This is a genomic window from Pseudomonas sp. NKUCC02_KPG (assembly GCF_019345465.1).
In the GTDB taxonomy this organism is placed as follows: Bacteria; Pseudomonadota; Gammaproteobacteria; order Pseudomonadales; family Pseudomonadaceae; genus Aquipseudomonas.
In genome coordinates this window covers 38,575-59,391 of the sequence record NZ_JAHKRC010000014.1, presented here as the reverse complement: position 1 = coordinate 59,391, position 20,817 = coordinate 38,575, and the positions used below count along the sequence as shown (strand labels likewise).

Here is a 20,817-nt window from a genome sequence, read left to right as displayed (position 1 = left end):
TGCGGCAGCGACTACAGAGCCTTGATCAACTGCTCACACAATCTGGCGGTCGCTTCCAGCATCTGCCCGCTTGGGCGTTCCAGGCCTTTGTCGGCCAACAACAGCAAACGCCCATGCTTGACCGCATCAATTTGCGGCCAGGCTTTCCAGGCATCCAGCTGCGCCTGGGTGCTGGCAATGATCACCTCGGGATTGCGCTGCAGAACGGATTCAATACTGACTTGCGGCGCAGGCAGCTTGAGGTCGTCAAACACATTTTTCGCCCCGCACACGGCCAGCGCATCACTGATGATTTGCCCACCACCGATGGTGTACAGAGGCTGATCCCACACCTGATAGAACACTCGCACCGGCTTGTCGCTCTGATACTGCGCCCGTAACCCGGCAAGACGTTGACGCAACTGGCCAGCCAACTGGTGTCCCCGTGCCGGGCGCCCGAGGGCAGTGGCCAGGGCTTCAAGCTGATCCGCCAATTGTTCGAGGCTACCGGGCTCAGCAATGTAGGTCGGAATCTTCAGGTTACGCAGCTGTTCGCGCTGTGCGATGCCCACACTGCCCGGCCAGAGCAACAGCAGGTCGGGTTGAAGGCTGAGCAGGCGCTCCATGTCCAATTGCCCGTAGCGGCCCACCGAGGGCACGCTGACCAGCTCCGGTAATGGCTCGCCCGCATCCAGACGCCCCACCAGCACATCGGCAGCGCCCAGTTCGACAACCATTTCAGACAAGGAAGGTGAAAGGCTGACCACACGGAGGGTGGCCAGAGAAAGCATGCTGGCGCTCAGCAGCAGAGCCGCCAGCAAGACGCGCATCAGCCGACCTGGCGGGGAATGCGGTAAAGGTAAAACAGGACCAGCGTCGACAAGGCCAGCAGCAACAGGGGCACACCTTCAAGCCCGACAAACACTGCCAGGGCGGCGATCCAGGTGGGCAACCCCGCTGCCAGCAAGGCACGATGACGCACACGGGCCAGCTCATCCCAGGCCGCCGGTTCTTGCGGGGTGTCGAGGGCTTTTTGCAGGTTGATCAGGCCATGTTTGTATGGCCCGAACGTGCGCAGGGTCGCGAACATGGATGCCACGCCAGCAATAAAGAACGGCATCGTCAGATCAGGCAACAGCGGCTCGGAGTCGCCAAAAAACCAGTTGGCCAGCACCAGCGGGAGCAGGGTCAGTATCAACTGTTGCCACCAGCTGAAGCTCAGGCGCCGACGGCGCTGACCGCGGGTCACGCCGGGTCAGCCTCGTTTTGATGCTGGTTGCCCATCATGTGACCGAGCTTGTTGGCCTTGGTCGCCAGGTACAGTTTGTTGTGCGGGTTGTGCCCCGTGTGCAGCGGAACACGCTCTGCCACGGTGATACCCATATCGGTCAAGGCTTTGACCTTGCGCGGATTGTTGGTCATCAAACGCAACGACTGCACACCTACATGCTCAAGCATCGGCAGGCAGATGGCGTAATCGCGCTGGTCGGCAGCAAAGCCAAGACGCTCGTTGGCTTCAACGGTATCGGCGCCTCCATCTTGCAGCTCGTAGGCACGGATTTTATTCAACAAACCAATGCCACGGCCTTCCTGGCGCAGGTACAACAGCACTCCACGCCCTTCGCGGGCAATGGCCTGCAAGGCCGCTTCGAGCTGAGAACCGCAGTCACAGCGCTGGCTGAACAGGGCATCACCCGTCAGGCATTCAGAATGAACCCGCCCCAACACCGGAGCACCATCGGCCACGTCGCCCAAACTGAGCACAACGTGTTCACGGCCCGTGGTTTTCTCAAGGAAGCCATGCATGGTGAATTCGGCAAAGGGGGTAGGCAACTTGCAAGCGGCAACGAAAACGACGGGCACCGTGTGCTCCTGATCAGTTTGAGGACTGGAAATTCGCAGAGGCGGCATTGTAACAGGAGGTTCCAACAGACGCTTAGGCTGAATTACCGAGGATAAATATCTAAAAGTTTGATGACTTGTGGCACACACAGTACCTGTGGGAGCGGATTTGCTCGCGAAACAGGCGATGGGGTGTATCAGGCTGAACGTGGCGATGTCATCGCGGGCAAGCCCGCTCCCACAGAGTCAAGCATGAAAATGCTGATATCCGCGCACTGCAGGGGTGATGTCTGAGCCATCCGTATCCAGCAGAGTCACGCCCTGCCCTTCGACCACGCGACCAATCACATGGATCGGCCAGCCATCGGCCAGCAACGTCGGCAGTTCAAGCGCGGGCAAGGTGAACGCCAGAACATAATCGTCACCCCCGCTCAACGCCGCTTGCTGCGCACCGCCATCGCCCAGGAACTCTTCCAGCGCCAATGACACGGGCACCCGGTCCAGCTCAATCACCAGACCCGCCTGTGACGCCAAGGCAATATGGCCACAGTCGGCGAGCAGGCCATCGGAGATGTCCAATGCCGAAGTGGCTTTGCCGCGCAATGCCTGACCCAGCGCCAGCTGCGGCTGCGGCGACCAGTAATGGGCCAGCAACGGTTCGCTGATGATCGGCTCGGCGGTACGCTGCCCCAACACCAGCGGCAACGCGCCAGCCCCATTGCCCAGCTCACCGCCCACACACAACAGGTCGCCGGGTCGGGCACCGCTGCGGGTCAGGGCCTGGCCGTTGGGTACCCGGCCGAACACCGTGAGCGTCAGGCATAACGGGCCGCGCGTGGTGTCGCCGCCAATCAGGCGCAGGCCACAGGCTTGGGCCATCATGTTTAATCCGCGGGCATACGCCTCTAACCAATCGGCTTCAACCGTCGGCAAGGTCAGGGCAAGGGTAAAGGCGAGGGGTGTTGCGCCCATGGCCGCCAAATCGCTGGCCGCCACCGCCAGCGAACGCTGACCGAGCAAGAAAGGGTCGCAAGGATCTGCGAAGTGCACCCCGGCTACCAGGGTGTCGGTGGAAATTGCCAGCTGTTCCCCGAAGGGAACATCCAGCAGGGCGCAGTCGTCGCCAATCCCCAGGGCAACACCCTCGCCGCGCTGCGCACAGGGCGCGGCAGCGAAGAAGTTGCGGATCAGCTCAAACTCGCCCATGGCCGACAGCGCCGTTTAGCGCTTGTAAGCCTTTACTTCAGCTTCACGCAAGCGTGGCGCCAGTTTGTCGAGCACACCGTTGACGAACTTGTGGCCGTCGGTGGAACCGAACACTTTAGCCAGCTCGATACCTTCGTTGATCACAACGCGGTAAGGCACATCGACACGCTTGATCAGCTCCCAGGTGGACAGGCGCAGAACGGACAGCTCAACCGGGTCGAGTTCTTCGATGGTGATGTCCAGGCACGGAATCAGCGCAGCATCGATCTCGCCTTTGTGCGCAGGTACGCCGTGCAGGATTTCACGGAAGTAAGCGGCGTCAACGTCGGTGAAGTCGTTATCGACGCGAAACTGCGCTTCGATCTCGTTCAACGACTGCTTGGCCATGTGCCATTGGTACAGGGCCTGAGTCGCGAGTTGACGCGCTTCACGGCGCTTGGCGCTCTTGGAGGGTTTGCCAGCGTCCGCAGGTTTTGGATCGCGCGGGTTGAAACGATCGCTTTCGTCGGAAATCACTTGGCCTCCAACTGTGCCAACAGGCTGACCATTTCAAGGGCGGACAAGGCAGCTTCAGCGCCTTTGTTGCCGGCTTTGGTGCCGGAACGCTCGATGGCTTGCTCGATCGAATCAACAGTCAGTACACCGAATGCTACCGGTACGCCGAACTGCATGGACACCTGGGACAAGCCCTTGGTGCATTCGCCAGCAACGTATTCGAAGTGCGGAGTACCGCCACGAATCACGGCGCCCAGGGCGATGATGGCGGCGAACTCGTTGCGCTGGGCAACTTTTTGCGCAACCAGCGGGATTTCGAACGCACCCGGCGCACGAATGATGGTGATGTCGCTTTCGTTCACACCGTGGCGAACCAGGGCATCAACGGCACCACTCACCAGGCTTTCGACAACAAAGCTGTTGAAACGGCCAACTACCAGAGCGTAGCGCCCTTTGGGGGCGATGAAGGTACCTTCGATGGTCTTCAGGGTCATTCGGTATGTCTCGTATTAAAGAGCCAGAACGCACTCGCGTGCGTTCTTTAAGGATATTGGGCCACGAATTTCAGACAGGACACGACCGGTCTTTATTCGGAGGGCACGTATTCTACAACTTCCAGATCGAAACCGGATATGGCATTGAACTTCATTGGTGAACTCATGAGGCGCATTTTGCGCACGCCCAGGTCACGAAGGATCTGCGAACCGGCACCGACGATGCTGTAGGTGGTCTGTTTTTTCACCGGCGCGTGGTCCGCGGTTTCGCGAATATTGGCCAGCAATACGTCGCCGTCCAGCGGATGCCCCAACAACAGCACCACACCGCTGCCCGCCTCTGCTACCGCGGTCATGGCGGCGCGCAAGCTCCAGCGGCCCGGCTGTTTGACCATCAGCAGGTCACGCAGCGGGTCCATGTTATGCACCCGAACCAGGGTCGGTTCTTCGGCGCAAATCTTGCCCAGAGTCAGGGCCATGTGCACATCGCCTTCGACTGAATCACGATAGGTCACCAAATTGAATTGGCCCAGTTCGCTGTCCAGTGGCTGCTCGGCAATCCGCTGAACGGTACGTTCATGGATCATCCGGTAGTGAATCAGGTCGGCAATGGTGCCGATCTTGATGCCGTGTTCGGCCGCAAAGGTCTCCAGTTCCGGACGACGAGCCATGGTGCCGTCATCGTTCATCACTTCGCAGATCACGCCGCTTGGCTCGAAACCGGCCATGCGCGCCAGGTCGCAGGCCGCCTCGGTGTGACCGGCGCGGGCCAGGGTGCCGCCCGCCTGGGCCATCAGCGGGAAGATGTGGCCAGGGCTGACGATGTCTTCGGCCTTGGCGTCCCTGGCCGCAGCCGCTTGCACGGTACGCGCGCGGTCAGCGGCGGAAATGCCGGTGGTCACGCCGGTAGCCGCTTCGATCGATACGGTGAACTTGGTGCCAAAGCCGGAGCCATTGCGCGGCGCCATCAATGGCAGCTTGAGCAGCTCGCAGCGCTCGCGGCTCATCGGCATGCAGATCAGCCCACGGGCGAAGCGCGCCATGAAGTTGATGTGCTCGGCCTTGCAGCACTCGGCGGCCATGATCAGGTCGCCTTCGTTCTCGCGGTCTTCGTCATCCATGAGGATGACCATCTTGCCTTGGCGGATATCTTCAACCAGTTCTTCGATGCTGTTGAGCGCCACGCGGCACCCCCTTAAGTCAGGATTTGAGGTAGCCGTTGGCGGCCAGAAAACTTTCGCTGATGCCACCCGAGGTCGGCTCGGCGGCTTTGTCGCCCAGCAGCAGACGCTCAAGGTAACGCGCCAGCAAATCGACTTCGAGGTTGACCCGGCGACCCGGACGATAATCGTCCATGATGGTTTCGCTCAGGGTGTGCGGAATGATGGTCAGGGAGAACTCGGCGCCGTTGACCGAGTTCACGGTCAGGCTGGTGCCGTCGACCGTGATCGAGCCTTTGTGGGCGATGTACTTGGCCAGTTCCTTGGGCGCACGGATACGAAACTCGATGGCACGGGCGTTCTCTTCACGGGAGATCACTTCACCCACGCCATCAACGTGACCGCTCACCAGATGACCACCCAGGCGCGTGGTCGGCGTCAGGGCTTTTTCCAGGTTGACCCGGCTGCCGCTTTTCAGGTCGTTGAACGCGGTGCAGTCCAGGGTTTCGCGGGTGACCTCAGCCCCAAAGCCGTTGCCCGGCAGTTCCACGGCGGTCAGGCACTCCCCATTGATCGCGATGCTGTCGCCGAGTTTGACATCGCTCAGGTCGAGCTTGCCGGTGTCGATGGAAACTCGCACATCACCGCCCTTGGGGGTCAATGCACGGATGCTGCCGATGGATTCGATGATGCCGGTAAACATGGCGTTCCCCTTGAGAACAAAGCCTGCGTAAAACGAAGACTGAGAATTATACGCTCGCTGGCGGCACGGGAATGGCGGTGACTCGCCAGTCATCGCCCACCGCGCGCATTTCAGTGATTTTGAGCAATGGTGCTTCGCTCATGTGGGTCAACGGCAACTCAAGCAGTGGCCGGGCTGTGGAGCCCAAGAACTTGGCCGCGACGAAGATCTGGTACTCATCGACCAGGCCTTGATCGGCAAATGCCCCGGCCAGGCGCGGACCGGCCTCGACCAGCACTTCGTTGACGCCGCGTGCCGCCAGCGCAACCAGCAATTTGCGCAGATCAACCTGGCCGTTGGCACCGTGGATCACCAGGCATTCGGGCCCCGTGCGGTACTGCTCGGCAGGTGGCACGCAGGTGGCGACCAGCGCCGGGCCAGCCTTGAAAAACGGCGCATCCAGCGGCACCCGCAAACGCCCGTCGATCAGTACCCGCAGCGGCGGCCGGCTGAGCGCCAATGCCGTCAGCTCAGGGCTCAGACCCAGCTCGGGGCCACGCACGGTCAGGCGCGCGCCGTCGGCCAGAACCGTATCGGCACCGGTCAGTACGACGCTGGCCTGGGCCCGCAGACGCTGTACCGCAGAGCGCGCCTCGGGACCGGTGATCCACTGGCTTTCGCCATTGGCCATCGCGGTGCGACCATCAAGGCTCATCGCCAGCTTGACCCGCACAAACGGCAGACCATGTTCCATGCGCTTCAGGAAGCCCGGGTTCAGCGCCCGGGCATCGGCTTCCAGCACACCGCTGAGCACTTCAATCCCGGCGTCGGCCAGACGCTTGAGGCCGCGCCCGGCGACTTCCGGATTGGGGTCCTGCATGGCCGCAACCACACGCGCCACGCCAGCCGTGATCAGGCCTTCGGCGCACGGCGGGGTGTGGCCGTGATGGCTGCACGGCTCAAGGGTGACATAGGCCGTGGCGCCACGGGCCAGCTCGCCCGCTGCGCGCAGGGCGTGGACTTCGGCATGGGGCTCGCCGGTGCGCACATGCCAGCCTTCGCCAACGATCTGCCCGTCACGCACGATCACGCAACCGACACGCGGGTTGGGATGGGTGGTGTACAAACCGTTGCGCGCCAACTCGATGGCGCGGGCCATGTAATGGATGTCTAAAATCGATTGTTCAGGGGACTGGGTCATTCTTTGGAAGGCTCACGGGCAAGTCGGTCGATCTCTTCGCGGAACTCGTTCAAGTCCTGGAAGCGTCGATAGACCGAGGCAAAGCGGATATAGGCCACTTCGTCGAGCTTTTGCAGCTCGCCCATGACCAGTTCACCAACAACCAGCGATTTGACTTCACGTTCGCCGGTGGCGCGTAGCTTGTGCTTGATTCGGGCAAGGGCGGCTTCAAGGCGCTCGACACTCACCGGGCGCTTTTCCAGCGCCCGCTGCATGCCGGCGCGCAGCTTATCTTCGTCGAAGGGCTGACGACTGCCGTCTTGCTTGATCAGACGGGGTAACACCAACTCGGCTGTTTCAAAGGTGGTGAAACGCTCACCACAGGCCAGGCATTCGCGCCGGCGACGCACCTGGTCGCCCTCGGCGACCAGACGCGAGTCGATGACTTTAGTGTCGTTGGCACCGCAGAAGGGACAGTGCATGGTGGCAGCCAACAAAAATGGGGAGCGCCATGTTAGCGCATCCCACTGGCAAGACAAGCCATAGGCTTTACGGTATACAGACGGGCTACTATGTTTTACACCATCTGTTACATCGACTGACCTGCTGCTGGAGCCGTGTATGCCGCTACGAACGCTTGTTTTGCTGTGCCTTGCCAGTTTGCTGGTGGCTTGTAGCAGTGAGCCACCCAAATCGGCACAGCCCCAAGTGCTGACGCAGCCAAAAACCGACGCCCCGGCTGACCTTGGCCCGCTACCGGCGTATCAGCGCGAGTTGAGTGGCGTACTGACTGGTGTGCCGGCAGGCGCCGAGGTTGAGCTGGCCATACTGATCGTCGACGACCGCGGACGCCCCCAAGGACTGATGGCCAGCAGCAAAATCATCGGCAACAACCAGGCCCTGCCATTCAAGCTGCGATTCAACCCCGAGGCCTTCCCGGCCGGTGCGCGGGTCGAACTGCGCGGACGCGCCAGCCAGTCCGGGCAACTGATCCTGCACCTGCCTTCACGGATTATCAGCCAGCCCACTACGCAGGCGCTGGGGACCCTGGCACTCGTCAAAGCGCCATGAACACACCGCTAGACCTGCAGCAGTCGCTAGGCGAGTTATTGGGTGATGCGCAACTGGTCATCACCGACTTGCCCGACACCGCGCTCAAGCTCTGGTTGATCGATGCGCACAATATGGATCGCGCCTTCACCCCTGACGAAACCCGGCGCATTCTCTACGAGCCGCCCTATTGGGCGTTTTGCTGGGCCAGCGGGTTGGCGTTGGCGCGCTTTCTGGCCGATCGGCCGCACTGGGTCAAAGGCAAGCGCGTGCTGGATTTTGGTGCTGGCTCCGGCGTCGCGGGGATTGCTGCTGCCCGGGCCGGGGCGCTGGAAGTCGTGGCCTGCGACCTTGACCCGCTGGCGCTGGCAGCATGCCGGGCAAATGCGCAACTCAATGATGTGGAGCTCGGCTATTCCAGGGACTTTTTTGCCGAGGCCGACCGGTTTGACCTGATCCTGGTGGCTGACGTGCTGTATGACCGCGAAAACCTGCCGCTGCTGGATCACTTCCTCGCCCGCGGCCAACAGGCGCTGGTCGCTGATTCCCGGGTGCGTGACTTCAGGCATCCGCTGTATCGGCAGCTGGAAATGCTCAAGGCACTGACCTTGCCCGATCTGGCCGAACCCCACGAATTTCGCAACGTCAGCCTGTATCACGCGCAACGCGAACCAACGCCTTTCAGCGCTCGCGTCCAGCCTTTATAGTTGCCCTCATTTACCTGCTTCGAGACACATAATGAATCAGCCTACGCCCTCTTTCAGCTTCGACGTAACCTCCGCTGACTTCGACAAACTGGTTGTACAGGCGTCTTTCGAGCAGCCCGTGCTGGTGGATTTCTGGGCCGAGTGGTGCGCGCCCTGCAAGGTGATGCTGCCGATCCTGGAACAAATCGCCGAGGACTATCAGGGCGAGTTGCTGCTGGCCAAGGTCAATTGCGATGTCGAGCAGGACATTGTGGGCCGTATCGGCATTCAGACTTTACCCACGGTCGTGCTGTTCAAGGACGGTAAGGTGGTCGACGGGTTCCAGGAAGCACAGCCTGAATCGGCGATCCGCGCCATGCTCGCCCCCCACGTGGTCATGCCTGAACCTGAGGTAGAAGACCCGCTGGTACAGGCCCAGGCGCTATTTGCCGAAAGCCGTTTTGCCGATGCCGAAGCCCTGCTCAAAAGTATCCTGACCGAAGACAACAGCAACGCCAAGGCACTGATCCTGTACGGCCGTTGCCTGGCCGAGCGCGGTGAGTTGACTGAAGCGCAGGCCGTGCTGGATGCCGTCAAAAGCGACGAGCACAAAGCCGAACTGGCAGGAGCCAAGGCTCAGCTGACGTTTTTGCGTCAGGCGGCCGATTTGCCGGATGTTGCCGATTTGAAAACCCGCGTGGCGCAAAACCCGCAGGACGATGAAGCGGCGTACCAACTGGCGATTCAGCAATTGTCGCGCCAGCAATATGAAGGGGCTCTGGACGGCTTGCTGAAGTTGTTTACCCGCAACCGCAGCTATAACGAAGGCATCACCCACAAGACGTTGCTACAAGTGTTCGACCTGCTGGGCAACGACCACCCGCTGGTCACCACGTACCGCCGCAAACTGTTTGCTGCGCTGTACTAAACGCCGATACATCTCTGTAGCAGTTGCCGAGGGAACGAGGCTGCGTTCGGCGGCAGCTGCTACAGGGTTTTTGTTACGCCCCGTCAACCCAGCTATAGATCGGTGAGTCTGCACCGCTGATCACCTTGACCTCGGCACAATGACGCAGGCGCACCAACAAGCGCTTGCCTGCGCCCGTACTGCCGGTCAGCGCTTCAAGCTGGCCCAGCAGTTCAGGCCCGGTCATCTGGCCAGCCTTGCGCAGCAAGTCTTTGGTCGTTTCCCATACCGCATCGTCCTGACTCGCGGGCTTGGCAGGTGGCGCAGCGGCCGCCGCATCACCCACAGGCAACTGCGCACCCAGCTTCGCCCAATCGCTATCATCCAGCTCCACCGTCAAATCGACCGGCCAGTCACCTATCGTTCCGCGAATGCGCACCATCGTTGTGCTCCTGAAATTTCATGAAGCCATGCTCCCATGCGTCTTGCGTAACGCCAAGCACACGGGCAAACTCTCGCAACACTTGTTATAAGATCACATAACAAAACATTCATATTTCTTGCTGGAGTGCTCCCATGCGCCGTTTGCTTCTTGCTTTGCCGTTTGCCTTGTTGCCGCTGGCGATGGCTCACGCCGCCGACGATCACGACCATGAACACGGCAGCCTGGCGCCCCATGAGCATGGCGTGGGAAGCTTGAATGTGGCGCTGGACGGTCAGACACTGGAACTGGACCTCGACGGTCCGTCAATGAATCTGGTGGGCTTTGAACACGTGGCCACGACCCAAGATGATAAAGCCAAGGTCAGTTTGGCCCGTAAACAACTGGAAGACCCGCTGGTACTGTTCAGCATCCCGAAGGCAGCTGGCTGCATAGCTGACGATCAGGAGCTCAAGAGTCCGCTGTTCGAACCGGCTCCTGAAGAAGGCGCAGCCAAGGGCGAGCACCACCATAGCGATATCGAAGCCCACTACGCGTTTACGTGCAGCAAACCGGATGCTCTGAAAGCCCTGGACCTGACCCAGTTTTTCAAGACATTCCCCGGCACTCATAAATTCAAGGTACAACTGATCGGCCCAAGCGGTCAGCAAGCGGTGGAAGTGACGGCCAAGGCACCTACGTTGAAGTTTTAAATACCCGCCCCTCTGTGGGAGCGGGCTTGCTCGCGATGGCGTCACCGTGCTTTCACTGAAAGACTGCAGCGTCTGAATCGCGAGCAAGCCCGCTCCCACAAAAAACACCCCCCGATGACACAGGCGATTTCCTCCCCCCATGACCCAAGCACTTATCGAACTGAGCGACCTGAGCTTCAGCTGGCCGGGACACCCCGTGCTGCTGGATATCCCGGCGTTTCGCCTGGAACCCGGTGAAACCCTGTTTCTCAAAGGCCCCAGCGGTAGCGGTAAAACCACACTGCTGGGCTTGCTGGGGGGGGTTCAAAAAGCCAACCGGGGCACGATCCGCTTGCTGGGCCAGGAACTGAGCGAGCTAGGCTCGGGGGCGCGCGATCGTTTTCGGGTTGATCACACGGGCTATATCTTTCAGCAGTTCAATCTGCTGCCGTTTTTATCGGTTCGCGAGAACGTTGAACTGCCTTGCCATTTTTCCAAACTACGCGCCAGCCGTGCCGTGCAGCGTCATGGCAGTGTGGATAACGCCGCACAAACCCTGCTCGCACATTTGGGCCTCAAAGACCCGGCACTGCTGGAACGACGCGCAGATTCACTTTCGATTGGCCAGCAGCAGCGTGTCGCCGCCGCCCGCGCACTGATCGGCCAGCCCGAACTGGTGATTGCCGACGAACCCACTTCCGCGCTGGATGCCGACGCCCGTGAAGCCTTTATCCAGTTGCTGTTTACCGAGTGCCGCGAGGCTGGCGCCAGCCTGCTGTTTGTCAGTCACGATCAAAGCCTGGCCCCCCTGTTCGACCGCAACCTGTCGTTGTCTGAACTCAATCGCGCTGCAACAAAGGTAGAGGTCTGAGATGTATCTGTTTCGTCTAGCGCTGGCCAGTCTGGCTAACCGTCGCTTTACCGCACTGCTGACTGCCTTCGCCATTGCCCTTTCGGTGTGCCTGCTGCTGGCAGTCGAGCGGGTGCGCACCGAAGCCAGGGCCAGCTTTGCAAGCACCATCAGCGGCACAGACCTGATCGTTGGCGCCCGCTCAGGCTCGGTCAACCTGCTGTTGTATTCGGTGTTTCGCATCGGCAATGCCACCAACAATATTCGTTGGGACAGCTTTGAGCACTTCGCCAACAACCCGAAAGTGAAATGGGCAATTCCCATGTCCTTGGGCGATTCTCATCGTGGTTATCGGGTGATGGGCACCAACGAGAACTACTTTGAGCACTACCAGTACGGCCACAAGCAAAACTTGAAACTGGACAGTGGCCGCGCCTTTGCAACCGATCCGTTCGAGGTGGTACTGGGCGCCGAAGTCGCCGAGGCCCTGCACTACAAACTGGGGGACAAGCTGGTGCTGGCCCATGGCGTGGCAGCGATCAGCCTGGTCAAGCATGACGACAAACCGTTCACCGTGGTCGGTATTCTCAAGCGCACCGGCACCCCGGTTGACCGCACACTGCATATCAGTCTTGGCGGCATGGAAGCGATTCACATCGACTGGCATAACGGGGTGCCCGCCCAGGGTAGCGGACGTGTCAGCGCGGACCAGGCACGCAATATGGACCTCACGCCACAGGCCATCACCGCTTTCATGCTGGGCCTGAACAGCAAGATTTCAACCTTTGCCCTGCAACGTGAAATCAATGAGTTTCGCGGCGAGCCCATGATGGCCATTTTGCCAGGCGTAGCCCTGCAAGAACTCTGGAGCCTGATGAGCACCGCTGAAAAGGCGCTGTTTGTGGTTTCGCTGTTCGTGGTGTTGACCGGGTTGATCGGCATGCTCACGGCGATTTTGACCAGCCTCAATGAGCGTCGGCGCGAGATGGCGATTCTGCGCTCCGTGGGCGCACGGCCCTGGCACATCGCAACCCTGCTGATCTTCGAAGCGCTCGCGCTGGCATTGGCCGGAGTGATTGCTGGCGTTGGTTTGCTGTATGTGTGCATTGCCATTGCACAAGGCTACGTGCAATCCAATTACGGGCTGTATTTGCCACTGGCATGGCCAAGTGAATATGAATGGACGCTGCTGGGCGGTATTCTGGCGGCGGCCCTGCTGATGGGCTGCGTGCCCGCATGGCGCGCCTACCGACAATCGCTGGCCGATGGCCTGTCCATTCGTTTATGAGCTTAAGTTTATGAAAAGGTCTGCACTGTCACGCGCAGTACTGGCGCTGTTACTGCTGGTGGCCACACCGCTGTGGGCGGCCGAGCCAAAAGAGCTGACATGGTCAGAGATGATCCCGGCGGATGCGCCGCCTGAAGCCCCGGACATGACACCCTTGCACGACTTGTCTCAAATGGGTGACATGGAGACCGCACCAGCAGCCAGACAGGACTTGCCCAATGCGCCGGTGGTCCCGGCGCTGGACGGCCAACTGATCCGCCTGCCGGGCTATATCGTGCCCCTTGAAGTCAGCGAAGACGGCCGTACCACCGACTTCTTACTGGTGCCCTACTTCGGCGCCTGTATCCACGTACCACCACCACCGTCAAACCAGATCGTGCATGTAACCAGCAAAGAGGGCGTCAAACTCGAGGAGCTGTACCAGCCGTACTGGATCGTAGGCGCGATGCAGGTCAAGGCCAGCACCAGCGAACTGGCCGATGCGGGCTATCAGATGGATGCGCAGAAAATCGTGGTGTACGAGTTGCCTGAGTAAATCAAAAGCCCCGTGCACTCTTGGCAACTAACGAATTTTTCACAACCTCATCTTTTCATTGAGCTGGGTCAACTGAACGGAGCTGCGGGCTCATTACCATTGGTTATATAAATTTTAAATATCCCAATGGAGCTCCCATGCACAAGTCTTTGCTCAGCGCAGCCGCCCTTGCGCTCGCTGTCGTCGCCCCTCTTGCTCACGCACACACCGAAGGCGACATCATCCTGCGTGCCGGTGCCATCACCGTAAACCCGAAAGCCGACAGCTCCAGCGTCAAGGTTGATCAGGGCCCATTGGCAGGCACCGATCTGGGCGGCAAGGCGACCATGAGCAGCGACACGCAACTGGGTCTCAACTTTGCTTACATGATTACCGATCATGTGGGTATTGAACTGCTGGCGGCAACGCCGTTTGAACATGACGTCAAACTCAAGGGCACCGGCCTGGATGCGGCCAACGGTAAGCTGGGCAGCCTCAAGCACTTGCCGCCGACCCTGAGCGTTGTTTACTACCCACTGGACTCCAAGTCGGTGTTCCAGCCTTACGTCGGTGCCGGTATCAACTACACCTGGATCTACGACGAGCACGTCGGCAGCAGTGCCAGCGCCGCGGGTTTCGACAACTTCAAGGCGAAAAACTCCTGGGGCATGGCATGGCAGCTGGGCGCTGACTACATGCTGACCGACAACATCATGATCAACGCCCAGGCGCGCTATATCGATATCGATACCCGCGCGACCGTAGAAAACAACGGCGTTGCACCGGGCACACGCGCCAAGGTCAACGTTGATGTAGACCCGTGGGTTTACATGGTAGGCCTGGGCTACAAGTTCTAAGCCAGCCACCCATAAAAAAGGCGCCCGAAAGGCGCCTTTTTTTGTGGGCAAAAAACCCTTAGCGGCCCAGCAGGCGCGCCAGCCCGACACTCATCGGTGTGGTTTCGCCCAGCGTGAAGCGCTGCAATAGACGGGTGTTATCGGCACGGGAATGACGGATATCGCCAGAGCGGGCCGGACCGTGGCTGATAGGTGGTAACTCTCCAACGACTTCGCTCAGGGCTGCAAGCATCTGATTGAGCGTTGTGGCCTTGTTCAATCCAACGTTGATCGCGCCCTCTTCAGCCTTTGTGGCTTCCACGGCCTGCACCAGAATCTTGACCAGATCACCCACGTACACGAAGTCACGTGTTTGCTCGCCATCGCCAAAAATGGTGATAGGCAGGCCCTTTTCAGCACGCTCGCTGAAAATGCTGATCACGCCGGAGTACGGTGAGGATGGATCCTGGCGTGGACCAAAGATATTGAAGAAGCGAAAAATGACCGGTTCCAGGCCGTGTTGGCGGCGGTAGAAATCCAGGTAGTACTCGCTGGACAGCTTGTCGGCTGCGTAAGGCGTCAACGGCGCTTTTGGCGTGTCTTCGACGATCGACTCACCTTCGCCATTGTTGCCGTACACCGCAGCACTGGACGCGAATACAACACGCTTGATGCCCGTTTCGCGCATGGCTTCGCACACGTTCAGGGTGCCGATGAAGTTGCTCTGATGCGTGCGTACCGGATCGTCCACCGACGCCTGTACCGAAGCGACCGCTGCCAGATGAACCACGGCACTGCAACCGGCCATGGCCTTGGTCACCAGTGCGGCATCAGCCACATCACCTTCAATCAGTTCGAGACGCGAGTTGTCCATTGGCAGATTGCTGCGCTTGCCTGTGGACATGTCATCGAGAATTCTTACGGAGTAGCCCTTGGCCAGCAAGGCATCTACCAGATTGGAACCAATAAAGCCGGCGCCACCGGTGATTAAAACGGGAGCATCAACCATGACGATAAAACCTGTCCAGTAAAGCGGGAAGAGCCGCACGCCATGCGCGAGGCTTGATCCCGAAGGTGTGTAGAATTTTTTTGCAGGCCAGCACCGCGTGCTGGGGCTCTTCAGCCGCATCCGGCCGCGCGGCATGGGCCTGGGGCGTAGGTGCCTCAACTGCCAGCGGGTGCAGATTGCGCGCCTCGGCCAGAATCGCCTGCCCCAGCGCCAGCGGCGTCGTCGCTTCATGTCCGGCGTAGTGGTAAGTGCCCCACAGAGGCGCCGCACAATCAAGCTGCTTGAGTACAGAGATAATAACCCGTGCGGCGTCGTCCACCGGTGTCGGGTTGCCCCGTCGGTCATCGGCCATCAGCAGTTCGCCCGGCTTTTCGGCCTGGGCCAGAAACCGCCCAAGGGTGCCGTCGGGACTGTCATCAAGTAACCAGCCAAAACGCAGCAGCACGTGTTGTGGGCAAATGGCCCTCACACTTTGCTCGATGCGCCACAGGGCCTGACCGCGCAACCCGAGCGGAACGGGCTCGTCTTTCTCGCTGTAGGCCGTGGCTCGCGACCCATCGAAAACTCGATAGCTGGAAGGCTGCAGCAAGGTGATGCTGTGGTGCTGGCACAACTCGGCCAGACGCTCGACAGCACGCTCTTGGGCGCCAAGGCGTGCCTCGCTCACGGACTGCGCCTGGAACCAGTCGAAGTAGTACGCAAGGTTGATGACAGCATCCGGGCGGGTGTCATCGAGCAGCTGCGTGAGGCTCGCGGCGTCCCAACCGTCTTGCGGTGGACGCGGGGCAAGGAAATTAATGTCTTCCTCGGCACCCAGACGAATCAGCGCCTGCCCGAGGGCATTTCCGCCGCCCAATAACATAAGGCGCATTCGCATAAAGTATGCAGACCCAGTCTATTCAGAACGGTGATGTATACCAGAAAATCAGCCGTGAAAGCTGCTGACCATGATCAAGATAGCCGCATTTTGCGGGTTTCTGCCCCGCGCGTCACTGACAAACTGCCCCCATGCAGTTGGTCCTCACTGTGATCTCGGCGGGATGTCTGACAGCAATACCGTAGGCCGTTGAGCCAAAGAGTCCGTTTGCGACGCTTGTTCCGACTCACGCACGGGCATCAGAAACCCCTGTGGATAATGTTGCGCAAAATGCACGTCCGGCGACTTATCCACAAGCTTTTTAAGCCGGTCATTGAACGCCCGGCTAACGGTGTTCTGCGCCCCGGACAGGGTGCGGAACTGCGCAGTAATCGTCACCCCGTCCAGGGTCATGCTGTCGACACCAAAGATGGTCAACGATCCCTGCAAGCTGAGACTCAGCAATGGATCGCCAGTAATCTGATTCCCCGCCTCCCGGATCAGAGCCGTCGCTTTATCCATGTCGGTGTCGTAGGTGAACTGCACTGAAAAAAATGCGTAGGCAAACTGCCGGGAGTGGTTGATCACCGCCTTGATCTGACCAAACGGCACCGAGTGGACAAAGCCTCGCGAGTCCCGCAGGCGCAACGTACGGATGGTCAGCCCCTCGACCGTACCCGCGTGGGAAGAGTCGACCACCACCCAATCGCCGACCGAAATGGTGTCTTCAATGATGATGAACAACCCAGTAATGACATCTTGCACCAACTGTTGAGAGCCAAAGCCGATCGCGAGGCCGATAACCCCGGCCCCCGCCAGGAAGGGAGCTACGTTCACCCCCAGATTGGCCATAGTGGTGATGGTACAGATCACCACCAACACCACTTTGATCGCATTGCGGGCCAACGGCAGGATGGTTTTGATCCGCGTGCTGGGTTCGTGGGTGCCACGCCGGTTGGTCGTGGGCTCCAGTGCTTGTTGAATGGCCGTGTCGAGCACGACCCATGACAGCCAGGTCACCAGGAAAATCAGCAGGATGTGCCCCAGCGAGTCACTGATAACCCTGCCGGTGCTGCTGTCCGATGCAAAGGCCAGCAACGAGAAACCCCAGATTTTCGCCAAGAGCTCAATAAAGCTCACTGCCAGGACAATGCGCAACAAGGCGTAAACCACATTTATAAAGCGATCTTTGTAGGCTCCGGAGCTTCGAATTCTCGTGCGAAATGAATGATGCAGAATCGTACTCAGAAATACCGTGCCGATCAGCAATCCGGATGTCAGCAGCGCATTGCGCAAAGCACGCTCACTGCCCTCACCCACGCCCAGCAAGTTGAGTGCCGTTGCCAGCAGCATCAGCAACAGGGGCCAATACCAGAGCACCGAAAAAATGCGCAATGACTCTTGCAATGCGGGCTGCCCCAGACGCTGGGCCAAGGCCCTGTTACGAAACAGATGAGCGACGGGACGGCGAAGCCGGACTGCCAAAAAGGCCAGAATGGCGCATGCCAGCAACCCTGAAAAAACCGAGAGGCAACTGGTAATGTTGCCGCCAATTTCCTGAGTGATTTGCGGGCTGTTCATGGCATCACTCAGGGCTGCCAAAAAGCCGATGAAAAATAGCGGACGCATGGCGTACTCGCGAATGATCTGGACTGCGATCCGCTTGTGTTCCACCTCAAACATCGTATTCAGTGACAGCACCAGTGCCGAGCAGAACACCCCTGCACTGCTCGCATAGGACAGGCTGAGCGCCAGCGAACGGCCAAGGGTGTCGTTCAGAAAACGACTGACATACAGCGTCAACACTATGCTCAGCAGCGCAGGCACCAGATAAGGCAGCCCGAAACCGATAAACGCTTGTATCCGCTCCCGGCTGTTAATGCGTCGGCTCTTGCCCAGATAAATTGCCAGCCAACGTCCCGCCAGCATTAATCCGATGAACGCGCCTGCCCAGATCAAGGACAACAGGAAAAAGTCCCACACACCGCTCCACGAGGGATGAGTCGATGCCTGGATTACCAGGGCCTCAACCTCTTCTGCAGCCCGTTTGGAGCGCAAACTCCAGGCGCTCAACTGCTCCACGCTGGAGCCCAGCTGGCTCTGCACCTCATCCATACCGGCACCCAGGGCACCCAGCAAGCCGCCATCGACCAGAACCGGCGGCTTACCGTCAGACTCTTCGGCTTTCATGATGGAGGCCAGCGTAGGCGCTGCCTGAACAACACCGTTGCCTGTTAACAACAGGATGAGGAACAAACATGCTGTTTTGAATGTGAGCAAACCTTGAGATCCCCCTGGACAAGTCTGGCGAGCAGATCGCAACCAGCCAAAAATTCAGCTGGCAACTCGACGCGCAGTTCCCGGTACAGCGTAGTCAATACACGGATTAACCCCGCACCTTCGTGCGAAAACTCTCTCATATGCAACTCAAGCGCGCCCTGTCACGGGTCAACCGTGCCCTCCCTTCCAAATGCGCGGCACAAAAAAAGGCCCGTCGCTGTGTCAGCGACGGGCCTTTCTCAGTACTTCAATGCAGCTCGAAAGCTACAAATCAGAATGGAATATCATCATCGAAGCTGTCGAAGTCCGGAGCAGGTTGTGGTGCCTGCTGTTGCGGCGCTGGACGCGACTGCTGCTGAGGCTGCTGTTGCGGCGCAGGGCGTTGAGCCTGCTGACGCGGAGCGGATTGCTGTTGCTGGTAGTTGTTACCACCGCCCTGGTTTTGCTGGTCGCCCTGTGGACGGCCACCCAACAGCTGCATGGTGCCTTGCATGTCGACCACGATTTCGGTGGTGTAACGCTTGATACCGTCTTTTTCCCACTCGCGGGTCTGCAGCTTGCCTTCGATGTAAACCTGCGAACCCTTGCGCAGGTATTCGCCAGCGATTTCGGCAACTTTGCCGAACATCGATACACGGTGCCATTCAGTCTTTTCGACTTTCTGACCGGTCTGCTTGTCAGTCCACTGTTCGCTGGTTGCCAGACTCAGGTTGGTCACGGCATTACCGTTAGGCAAGTAGCGAACTTCGGGATCCTGGCCGCACGTGCCGACCAATATAACTTTGTTAACCCCACGGGCCATAACGTTCTCCTAGGCTTCGCACGTCGGCGCTGGGTTAACCAACTGCTCGAGTGTCGCGCGATCCAATAGTTCGGTGTCCAATTTGATATAAATCGCAGCTTCTTCAGCCACGATCACTGCATCTGTAACGCCAGCAACTGCCTTCAAACGCTCGGTCAGACCTGCTTCGCGGAGCGCCTCAGGCGATAACGGCAAGCGCAGGCTGGTTACATATGGTGGTTCACGCATGGTAACAGCAAAGGCCAACCAGAGTGCAGCCAGACCTGCGCCTCCAAGGAACACAACCGACAAACCGCCATGCTGGAATAACCAGCCGCCGAGTATGCCACCCAGTGCCGAACCCAGGAATTGACTGGTGGAATAGACCCCCATCGCCGTGCCCTTGCCACCCGCCGGTGAAACTTTGCTGATCAGCGAAGGCAATGAAGCCTCAAGCAGGTTGAACGCGGTAAAGAACACTACGGTACCAATCACCAATGCGCGCAAGCTGTCGCCAAACTGCCAGAAGAATAGCTCAGTGAGCATCAACGTCGCGACGGCACCGAGTAAAACTCGTTTCATTTTGCGTTTCTTTTCGCCATAGATAATGAACGGGATCATGGCGAAGAAAGAAATCAGCAAGGCTGTCAGGTACACCCACCAGTGCTGCTCCTTGGGCAGTCCGGCCTTTTCGACCAGAGCCAGCGGCAACGCGATAAAGCTCGACATCAACATGGCGTGCAACACAAAAATGCCGAGATCCAGACGCAGCAGGTCGGGATGGCGCAAGGTTGGCAGCAAAGCCTGCCTGGCCACGCCGGACTCGCGGTGCTGCAAGGTCCCGGTCGAGCGCGGCACCATGAACATGACAATCACGATCCCCAGCAGTGCCATGGCACCTGTCGCCAGAAACAGGCCAGACAGACCAAAGGCACGGGTCAGCAGTGGCCCCACGACCATTGCAACCGCAAATGACAAACCAATGGTCATGCCGATCATGGCCATCGCCTTGGTGCGGTGCTGCTCACGGGTGAGGTCAGACAAAAGCGCCATAACGGCAGCAGAAATTGCACCCGCCCCCTGCAGGATTCGTCCCGCGATAACGCCCCAAATCGAATCTGAGTTAGCCGCCAGCACGCTACCCAAGGCGAAGACAATCAGCCCCAGATAAATGACCGGGCGCCGTCCAATACGGTCGGAAATCACACCAAACGGGATCTGAAAAATGGCTTGGGTCAGGCCATAAGCGCCAATTGCCAGACCTATCAGGGCGGGCGTCGCACCGGCAAGGTCCATCCCATAGGTTGCCAAAACCGGCAACACCATAAACATGCCTAGCATACGGAAGGCGAACACCAGGGCCAGACCGCTTGCCGCTCGGGTCTCGCCGCTACTCATGCGTTCGCTGTGGGGATCGTGCATGGAAAAACCTCATGTGAACCGGCGGCGATTCTATCAGTCCCATCGAGTAACAGCACATACGCGAGAGAGCCGCGACGCTTTGTCACGCAAAAGTTATAAAGGCTGCTTGAATGACATCGTGCCATCAAGGCCTGCACAGCTTTCATACAGATCCGTATACTCATTCGTTTACGTTATGCCCGCCAAG

24 protein-coding genes are annotated in these 20,817 nt (G+C 59.3%); 8 read left to right on the top strand and 16 right to left on the bottom strand.

Going from position 1 to position 20,817, the window contains the following annotated elements:
• Window positions 1-11: 11 nt before the first annotated feature.
• The 10 genes from KO536_RS18630 to nrdR form a co-directional block, all read right to left on the bottom strand.
• Window positions 12-809: a cobalamin-binding protein gene (locus KO536_RS18630; protein ID WP_219262621.1), complete on the bottom strand. Its 798-nt coding sequence runs from the start codon at window positions 807-809 to the stop codon at window positions 12-14.
• Window positions 809-1,228: an MFS transporter gene (locus KO536_RS18625; protein ID WP_133077060.1), complete on the bottom strand. Its 420-nt coding sequence runs from the start codon at window positions 1,226-1,228 to the stop codon at window positions 809-811. Before KO536_RS18625 ends, KO536_RS18630 begins: the two co-directional genes overlap by 1 nt.
• On the bottom strand, window positions 1,225-1,842 hold the full coding sequence (ribA, locus tag KO536_RS18620; protein ID WP_219262620.1) for a GTP cyclohydrolase II: 618 nt from the start codon (window positions 1,840-1,842) through the stop codon (window positions 1,225-1,227). The genes KO536_RS18625 and ribA overlap by 4 nt, the downstream gene beginning before the upstream one ends.
• A gap of 225 nt (window positions 1,843-2,067) precedes the next feature.
• On the bottom strand, window positions 2,068-3,027 hold the full coding sequence (thiL, locus tag KO536_RS18615; protein WP_133077062.1) for a thiamine-phosphate kinase: 960 nt from the start codon (window positions 3,025-3,027) through the stop codon (window positions 2,068-2,070).
• Window positions 3,028-3,042: 15 nt separating this feature from the next.
• Window positions 3,043-3,543 carry a transcription antitermination factor NusB gene (gene nusB / locus KO536_RS18610; protein ID WP_133077063.1) on the bottom strand — a complete coding sequence of 167 codons (501 nt, stop codon included), beginning with the start codon at window positions 3,541-3,543 and terminating at the stop codon, window positions 3,043-3,045.
• Window positions 3,540-4,016, bottom strand: a complete 477-nt coding sequence (gene ribE / locus KO536_RS18605; protein WP_003444275.1) for a 6,7-dimethyl-8-ribityllumazine synthase — start codon at window positions 4,014-4,016, stop codon at window positions 3,540-3,542. Before ribE ends, nusB begins: the two co-directional genes overlap by 4 nt.
• Before the next feature lie 92 nt (window positions 4,017-4,108).
• Window positions 4,109-5,200 carry a bifunctional 3,4-dihydroxy-2-butanone-4-phosphate synthase/GTP cyclohydrolase II gene (ribBA, locus tag KO536_RS18600; protein ID WP_133077064.1) on the bottom strand — a complete coding sequence of 364 codons (1,092 nt, stop codon included), beginning with the start codon at window positions 5,198-5,200 and terminating at the stop codon, window positions 4,109-4,111.
• 16 nt (window positions 5,201-5,216) lie between these two features.
• A complete protein-coding gene (locus tag KO536_RS18595; RefSeq protein WP_219262619.1) occupies window positions 5,217-5,879 on the bottom strand; it encodes a riboflavin synthase in 663 nt (220 codons plus the stop codon).
• A gap of 46 nt (window positions 5,880-5,925) precedes the next feature.
• A complete protein-coding gene (gene ribD / locus KO536_RS18590; RefSeq protein WP_219262618.1) occupies window positions 5,926-7,059 on the bottom strand; it encodes a bifunctional diaminohydroxyphosphoribosylaminopyrimidine deaminase/5-amino-6-(5-phosphoribosylamino)uracil reductase RibD in 1,134 nt (377 codons plus the stop codon).
• Window positions 7,056-7,520, bottom strand: a complete 465-nt coding sequence (gene nrdR, locus KO536_RS18585) for a transcriptional regulator NrdR (protein WP_019824317.1) — start codon at window positions 7,518-7,520, stop codon at window positions 7,056-7,058. The genes ribD and nrdR overlap by 4 nt, the downstream gene beginning before the upstream one ends.
• A gap of 139 nt (window positions 7,521-7,659) precedes the next feature.
• On the opposite strand from nrdR, the gene KO536_RS18580 reads away from it, so the two are divergent.
• The 3 genes from KO536_RS18580 to trxA are packed head-to-tail and all read left to right on the top strand — an operon-like array spanning window position 7,660 to window position 9,702.
• The gene (locus tag KO536_RS18580) at window positions 7,660-8,109 is read left to right on the top strand and encodes a hypothetical protein (protein ID WP_219262617.1); all 450 of its coding nucleotides are present in this window, start codon (window positions 7,660-7,662) and stop codon (window positions 8,107-8,109) included.
• Window positions 8,106-8,795, top strand: a complete 690-nt coding sequence (locus KO536_RS18575; protein WP_133077066.1) for a methyltransferase — start codon at window positions 8,106-8,108, stop codon at window positions 8,793-8,795. The genes KO536_RS18580 and KO536_RS18575 overlap by 4 nt, the downstream gene beginning before the upstream one ends.
• Before the next feature lie 31 nt (window positions 8,796-8,826).
• Window positions 8,827-9,702 (top strand): thioredoxin, encoded by an 876-nt coding sequence (gene trxA / locus KO536_RS18570; protein WP_133077067.1) that lies wholly within the window; start codon window positions 8,827-8,829, stop codon window positions 9,700-9,702.
• A 73-nt stretch (window positions 9,703-9,775) separates the two neighbouring features.
• Here the strand turns inward: trxA and KO536_RS18565 are convergent, their stop codons facing one another.
• Window positions 9,776-10,123 carry a hypothetical protein gene (locus KO536_RS18565; RefSeq protein WP_219262616.1) on the bottom strand — a complete coding sequence of 116 codons (348 nt, stop codon included), beginning with the start codon at window positions 10,121-10,123 and terminating at the stop codon, window positions 9,776-9,778.
• A gap of 134 nt (window positions 10,124-10,257) precedes the next feature.
• Between KO536_RS18565 and KO536_RS18560 the strand changes: the two genes are divergently transcribed.
• The 5 genes from KO536_RS18560 to KO536_RS18540 all read left to right on the top strand — a co-directional run bounded on the left by KO536_RS18560 (window position 10,258) and on the right by KO536_RS18540 (window position 14,303).
• Window positions 10,258-10,815, top strand: coding sequence for a DUF2796 domain-containing protein (locus KO536_RS18560; protein WP_219262615.1), 558 nt, complete (start codon window positions 10,258-10,260; stop codon window positions 10,813-10,815).
• A gap of 139 nt (window positions 10,816-10,954) precedes the next feature.
• On the top strand, window positions 10,955-11,665 hold the full coding sequence (locus KO536_RS18555; protein ID WP_219262614.1) for an ABC transporter ATP-binding protein: 711 nt from the start codon (window positions 10,955-10,957) through the stop codon (window positions 11,663-11,665).
• Window position 11,666: 1 nt separating this feature from the next.
• On the top strand, window positions 11,667-12,932 hold the full coding sequence (locus KO536_RS18550) for an ABC transporter permease (protein WP_133077071.1): 1,266 nt from the start codon (window positions 11,667-11,669) through the stop codon (window positions 12,930-12,932).
• A gap of 10 nt (window positions 12,933-12,942) precedes the next feature.
• The gene (locus KO536_RS18545; RefSeq protein WP_133077072.1) at window positions 12,943-13,467 is read left to right on the top strand and encodes a DUF3299 domain-containing protein; all 525 of its coding nucleotides are present in this window, start codon (window positions 12,943-12,945) and stop codon (window positions 13,465-13,467) included.
• Between the two features lie 137 nt (window positions 13,468-13,604).
• Window positions 13,605-14,303: an OmpW family protein gene (locus tag KO536_RS18540; RefSeq protein ID WP_219262613.1), complete on the top strand. Its 699-nt coding sequence runs from the start codon at window positions 13,605-13,607 to the stop codon at window positions 14,301-14,303.
• 58 nt (window positions 14,304-14,361) lie between these two features.
• On the opposite strand, the gene KO536_RS18535 is transcribed toward KO536_RS18540, so the two are convergent.
• The 5 genes from KO536_RS18535 to KO536_RS18515 all read right to left on the bottom strand — a co-directional run bounded on the left by KO536_RS18535 (window position 14,362) and on the right by KO536_RS18515 (window position 20,630).
• On the bottom strand, window positions 14,362-15,291 hold the full coding sequence (locus KO536_RS18535) for an NAD-dependent epimerase/dehydratase family protein (RefSeq protein ID WP_133077074.1): 930 nt from the start codon (window positions 15,289-15,291) through the stop codon (window positions 14,362-14,364).
• Complete coding sequence (locus KO536_RS18530; protein ID WP_219262612.1) at window positions 15,284-16,168, bottom strand: sugar nucleotide-binding protein; 885 nt, start codon at window positions 16,166-16,168, stop codon at window positions 15,284-15,286. The genes KO536_RS18535 and KO536_RS18530 overlap by 8 nt, the downstream gene beginning before the upstream one ends.
• A gap of 144 nt (window positions 16,169-16,312) precedes the next feature.
• Entirely contained in the window at window positions 16,313-18,427 is a 2,115-nt protein-coding gene (locus KO536_RS18525) for a mechanosensitive ion channel family protein (protein ID WP_219262611.1), read from the bottom strand.
• Between the two features lie 271 nt (window positions 18,428-18,698).
• Entirely contained in the window at window positions 18,699-19,229 is a 531-nt protein-coding gene (locus tag KO536_RS18520) for a single-stranded DNA-binding protein (protein ID WP_046810341.1), read from the bottom strand.
• Window positions 19,230-19,238: 9 nt separating this feature from the next.
• Window positions 19,239-20,630 (bottom strand): MFS transporter, encoded by a 1,392-nt coding sequence (locus tag KO536_RS18515; protein WP_019824342.1) that lies wholly within the window; start codon window positions 20,628-20,630, stop codon window positions 19,239-19,241.
• Between the last annotated feature and the right edge of the window lie 187 nt (window positions 20,631-20,817).

Bases quoted from the DNA above. Each gene is read 5' to 3' on its own strand.
- KO536_RS18575 (WP_133077066.1), top strand. From the start codon at position 8,106: ATGAACACACCGCTAGACCTGCAGCAGTCGCTAGGCGAGTTATTGGGT.
- KO536_RS18595 (WP_219262619.1), bottom strand. From the start codon at position 5,879: ATGTTTACCGGCATCATCGAATCCATCGGCAGCATCCGTGCATTGACC.
- ribE (WP_003444275.1), bottom strand. From the start codon at position 4,016: ATGACCCTGAAGACCATCGAAGGTACCTTCATCGCCCCCAAAGGGCGC.
- KO536_RS18540 (WP_219262613.1), top strand. From the start codon at position 13,605: ATGCACAAGTCTTTGCTCAGCGCAGCCGCCCTTGCGCTCGCTGTCGTC.
- KO536_RS18565 (WP_219262616.1), bottom strand. From the start codon at position 10,123: ATGGTGCGCATTCGCGGAACGATAGGTGACTGGCCGGTCGATTTGACG.
- KO536_RS18530 (WP_219262612.1), bottom strand. From the start codon at position 16,168: ATGCGAATGCGCCTTATGTTATTGGGCGGCGGAAATGCCCTCGGGCAG.
- KO536_RS18560 (WP_219262615.1), top strand. From the start codon at position 10,258: ATGCGCCGTTTGCTTCTTGCTTTGCCGTTTGCCTTGTTGCCGCTGGCG.
- trxA (WP_133077067.1), top strand. From the start codon at position 8,827: ATGAATCAGCCTACGCCCTCTTTCAGCTTCGACGTAACCTCCGCTGAC.
- KO536_RS18630 (WP_219262621.1), bottom strand. From the start codon at position 809: ATGCGCGTCTTGCTGGCGGCTCTGCTGCTGAGCGCCAGCATGCTTTCT.
- thiL (WP_133077062.1), bottom strand. From the start codon at position 3,027: ATGGGCGAGTTTGAGCTGATCCGCAACTTCTTCGCTGCCGCGCCCTGT.
- KO536_RS18555 (WP_219262614.1), top strand. From the start codon at position 10,955: ATGACCCAAGCACTTATCGAACTGAGCGACCTGAGCTTCAGCTGGCCG.
- nrdR (WP_019824317.1), bottom strand. From the start codon at position 7,520: ATGCACTGTCCCTTCTGCGGTGCCAACGACACTAAAGTCATCGACTCG.
- KO536_RS18545 (WP_133077072.1), top strand. From the start codon at position 12,943: ATGAAAAGGTCTGCACTGTCACGCGCAGTACTGGCGCTGTTACTGCTG.
- KO536_RS18580 (WP_219262617.1), top strand. From the start codon at position 7,660: ATGCCGCTACGAACGCTTGTTTTGCTGTGCCTTGCCAGTTTGCTGGTG.
- KO536_RS18515 (WP_019824342.1), bottom strand. From the start codon at position 20,630: ATGCACGATCCCCACAGCGAACGCATGAGTAGCGGCGAGACCCGAGCG.
- KO536_RS18520 (WP_046810341.1), bottom strand. From the start codon at position 19,229: ATGGCCCGTGGGGTTAACAAAGTTATATTGGTCGGCACGTGCGGCCAG.
- KO536_RS18550 (WP_133077071.1), top strand. From the start codon at position 11,667: ATGTATCTGTTTCGTCTAGCGCTGGCCAGTCTGGCTAACCGTCGCTTT.
- ribD (WP_219262618.1), bottom strand. From the start codon at position 7,059: ATGACCCAGTCCCCTGAACAATCGATTTTAGACATCCATTACATGGCC.
- KO536_RS18535 (WP_133077074.1), bottom strand. From the start codon at position 15,291: ATGGTTGATGCTCCCGTTTTAATCACCGGTGGCGCCGGCTTTATTGGT.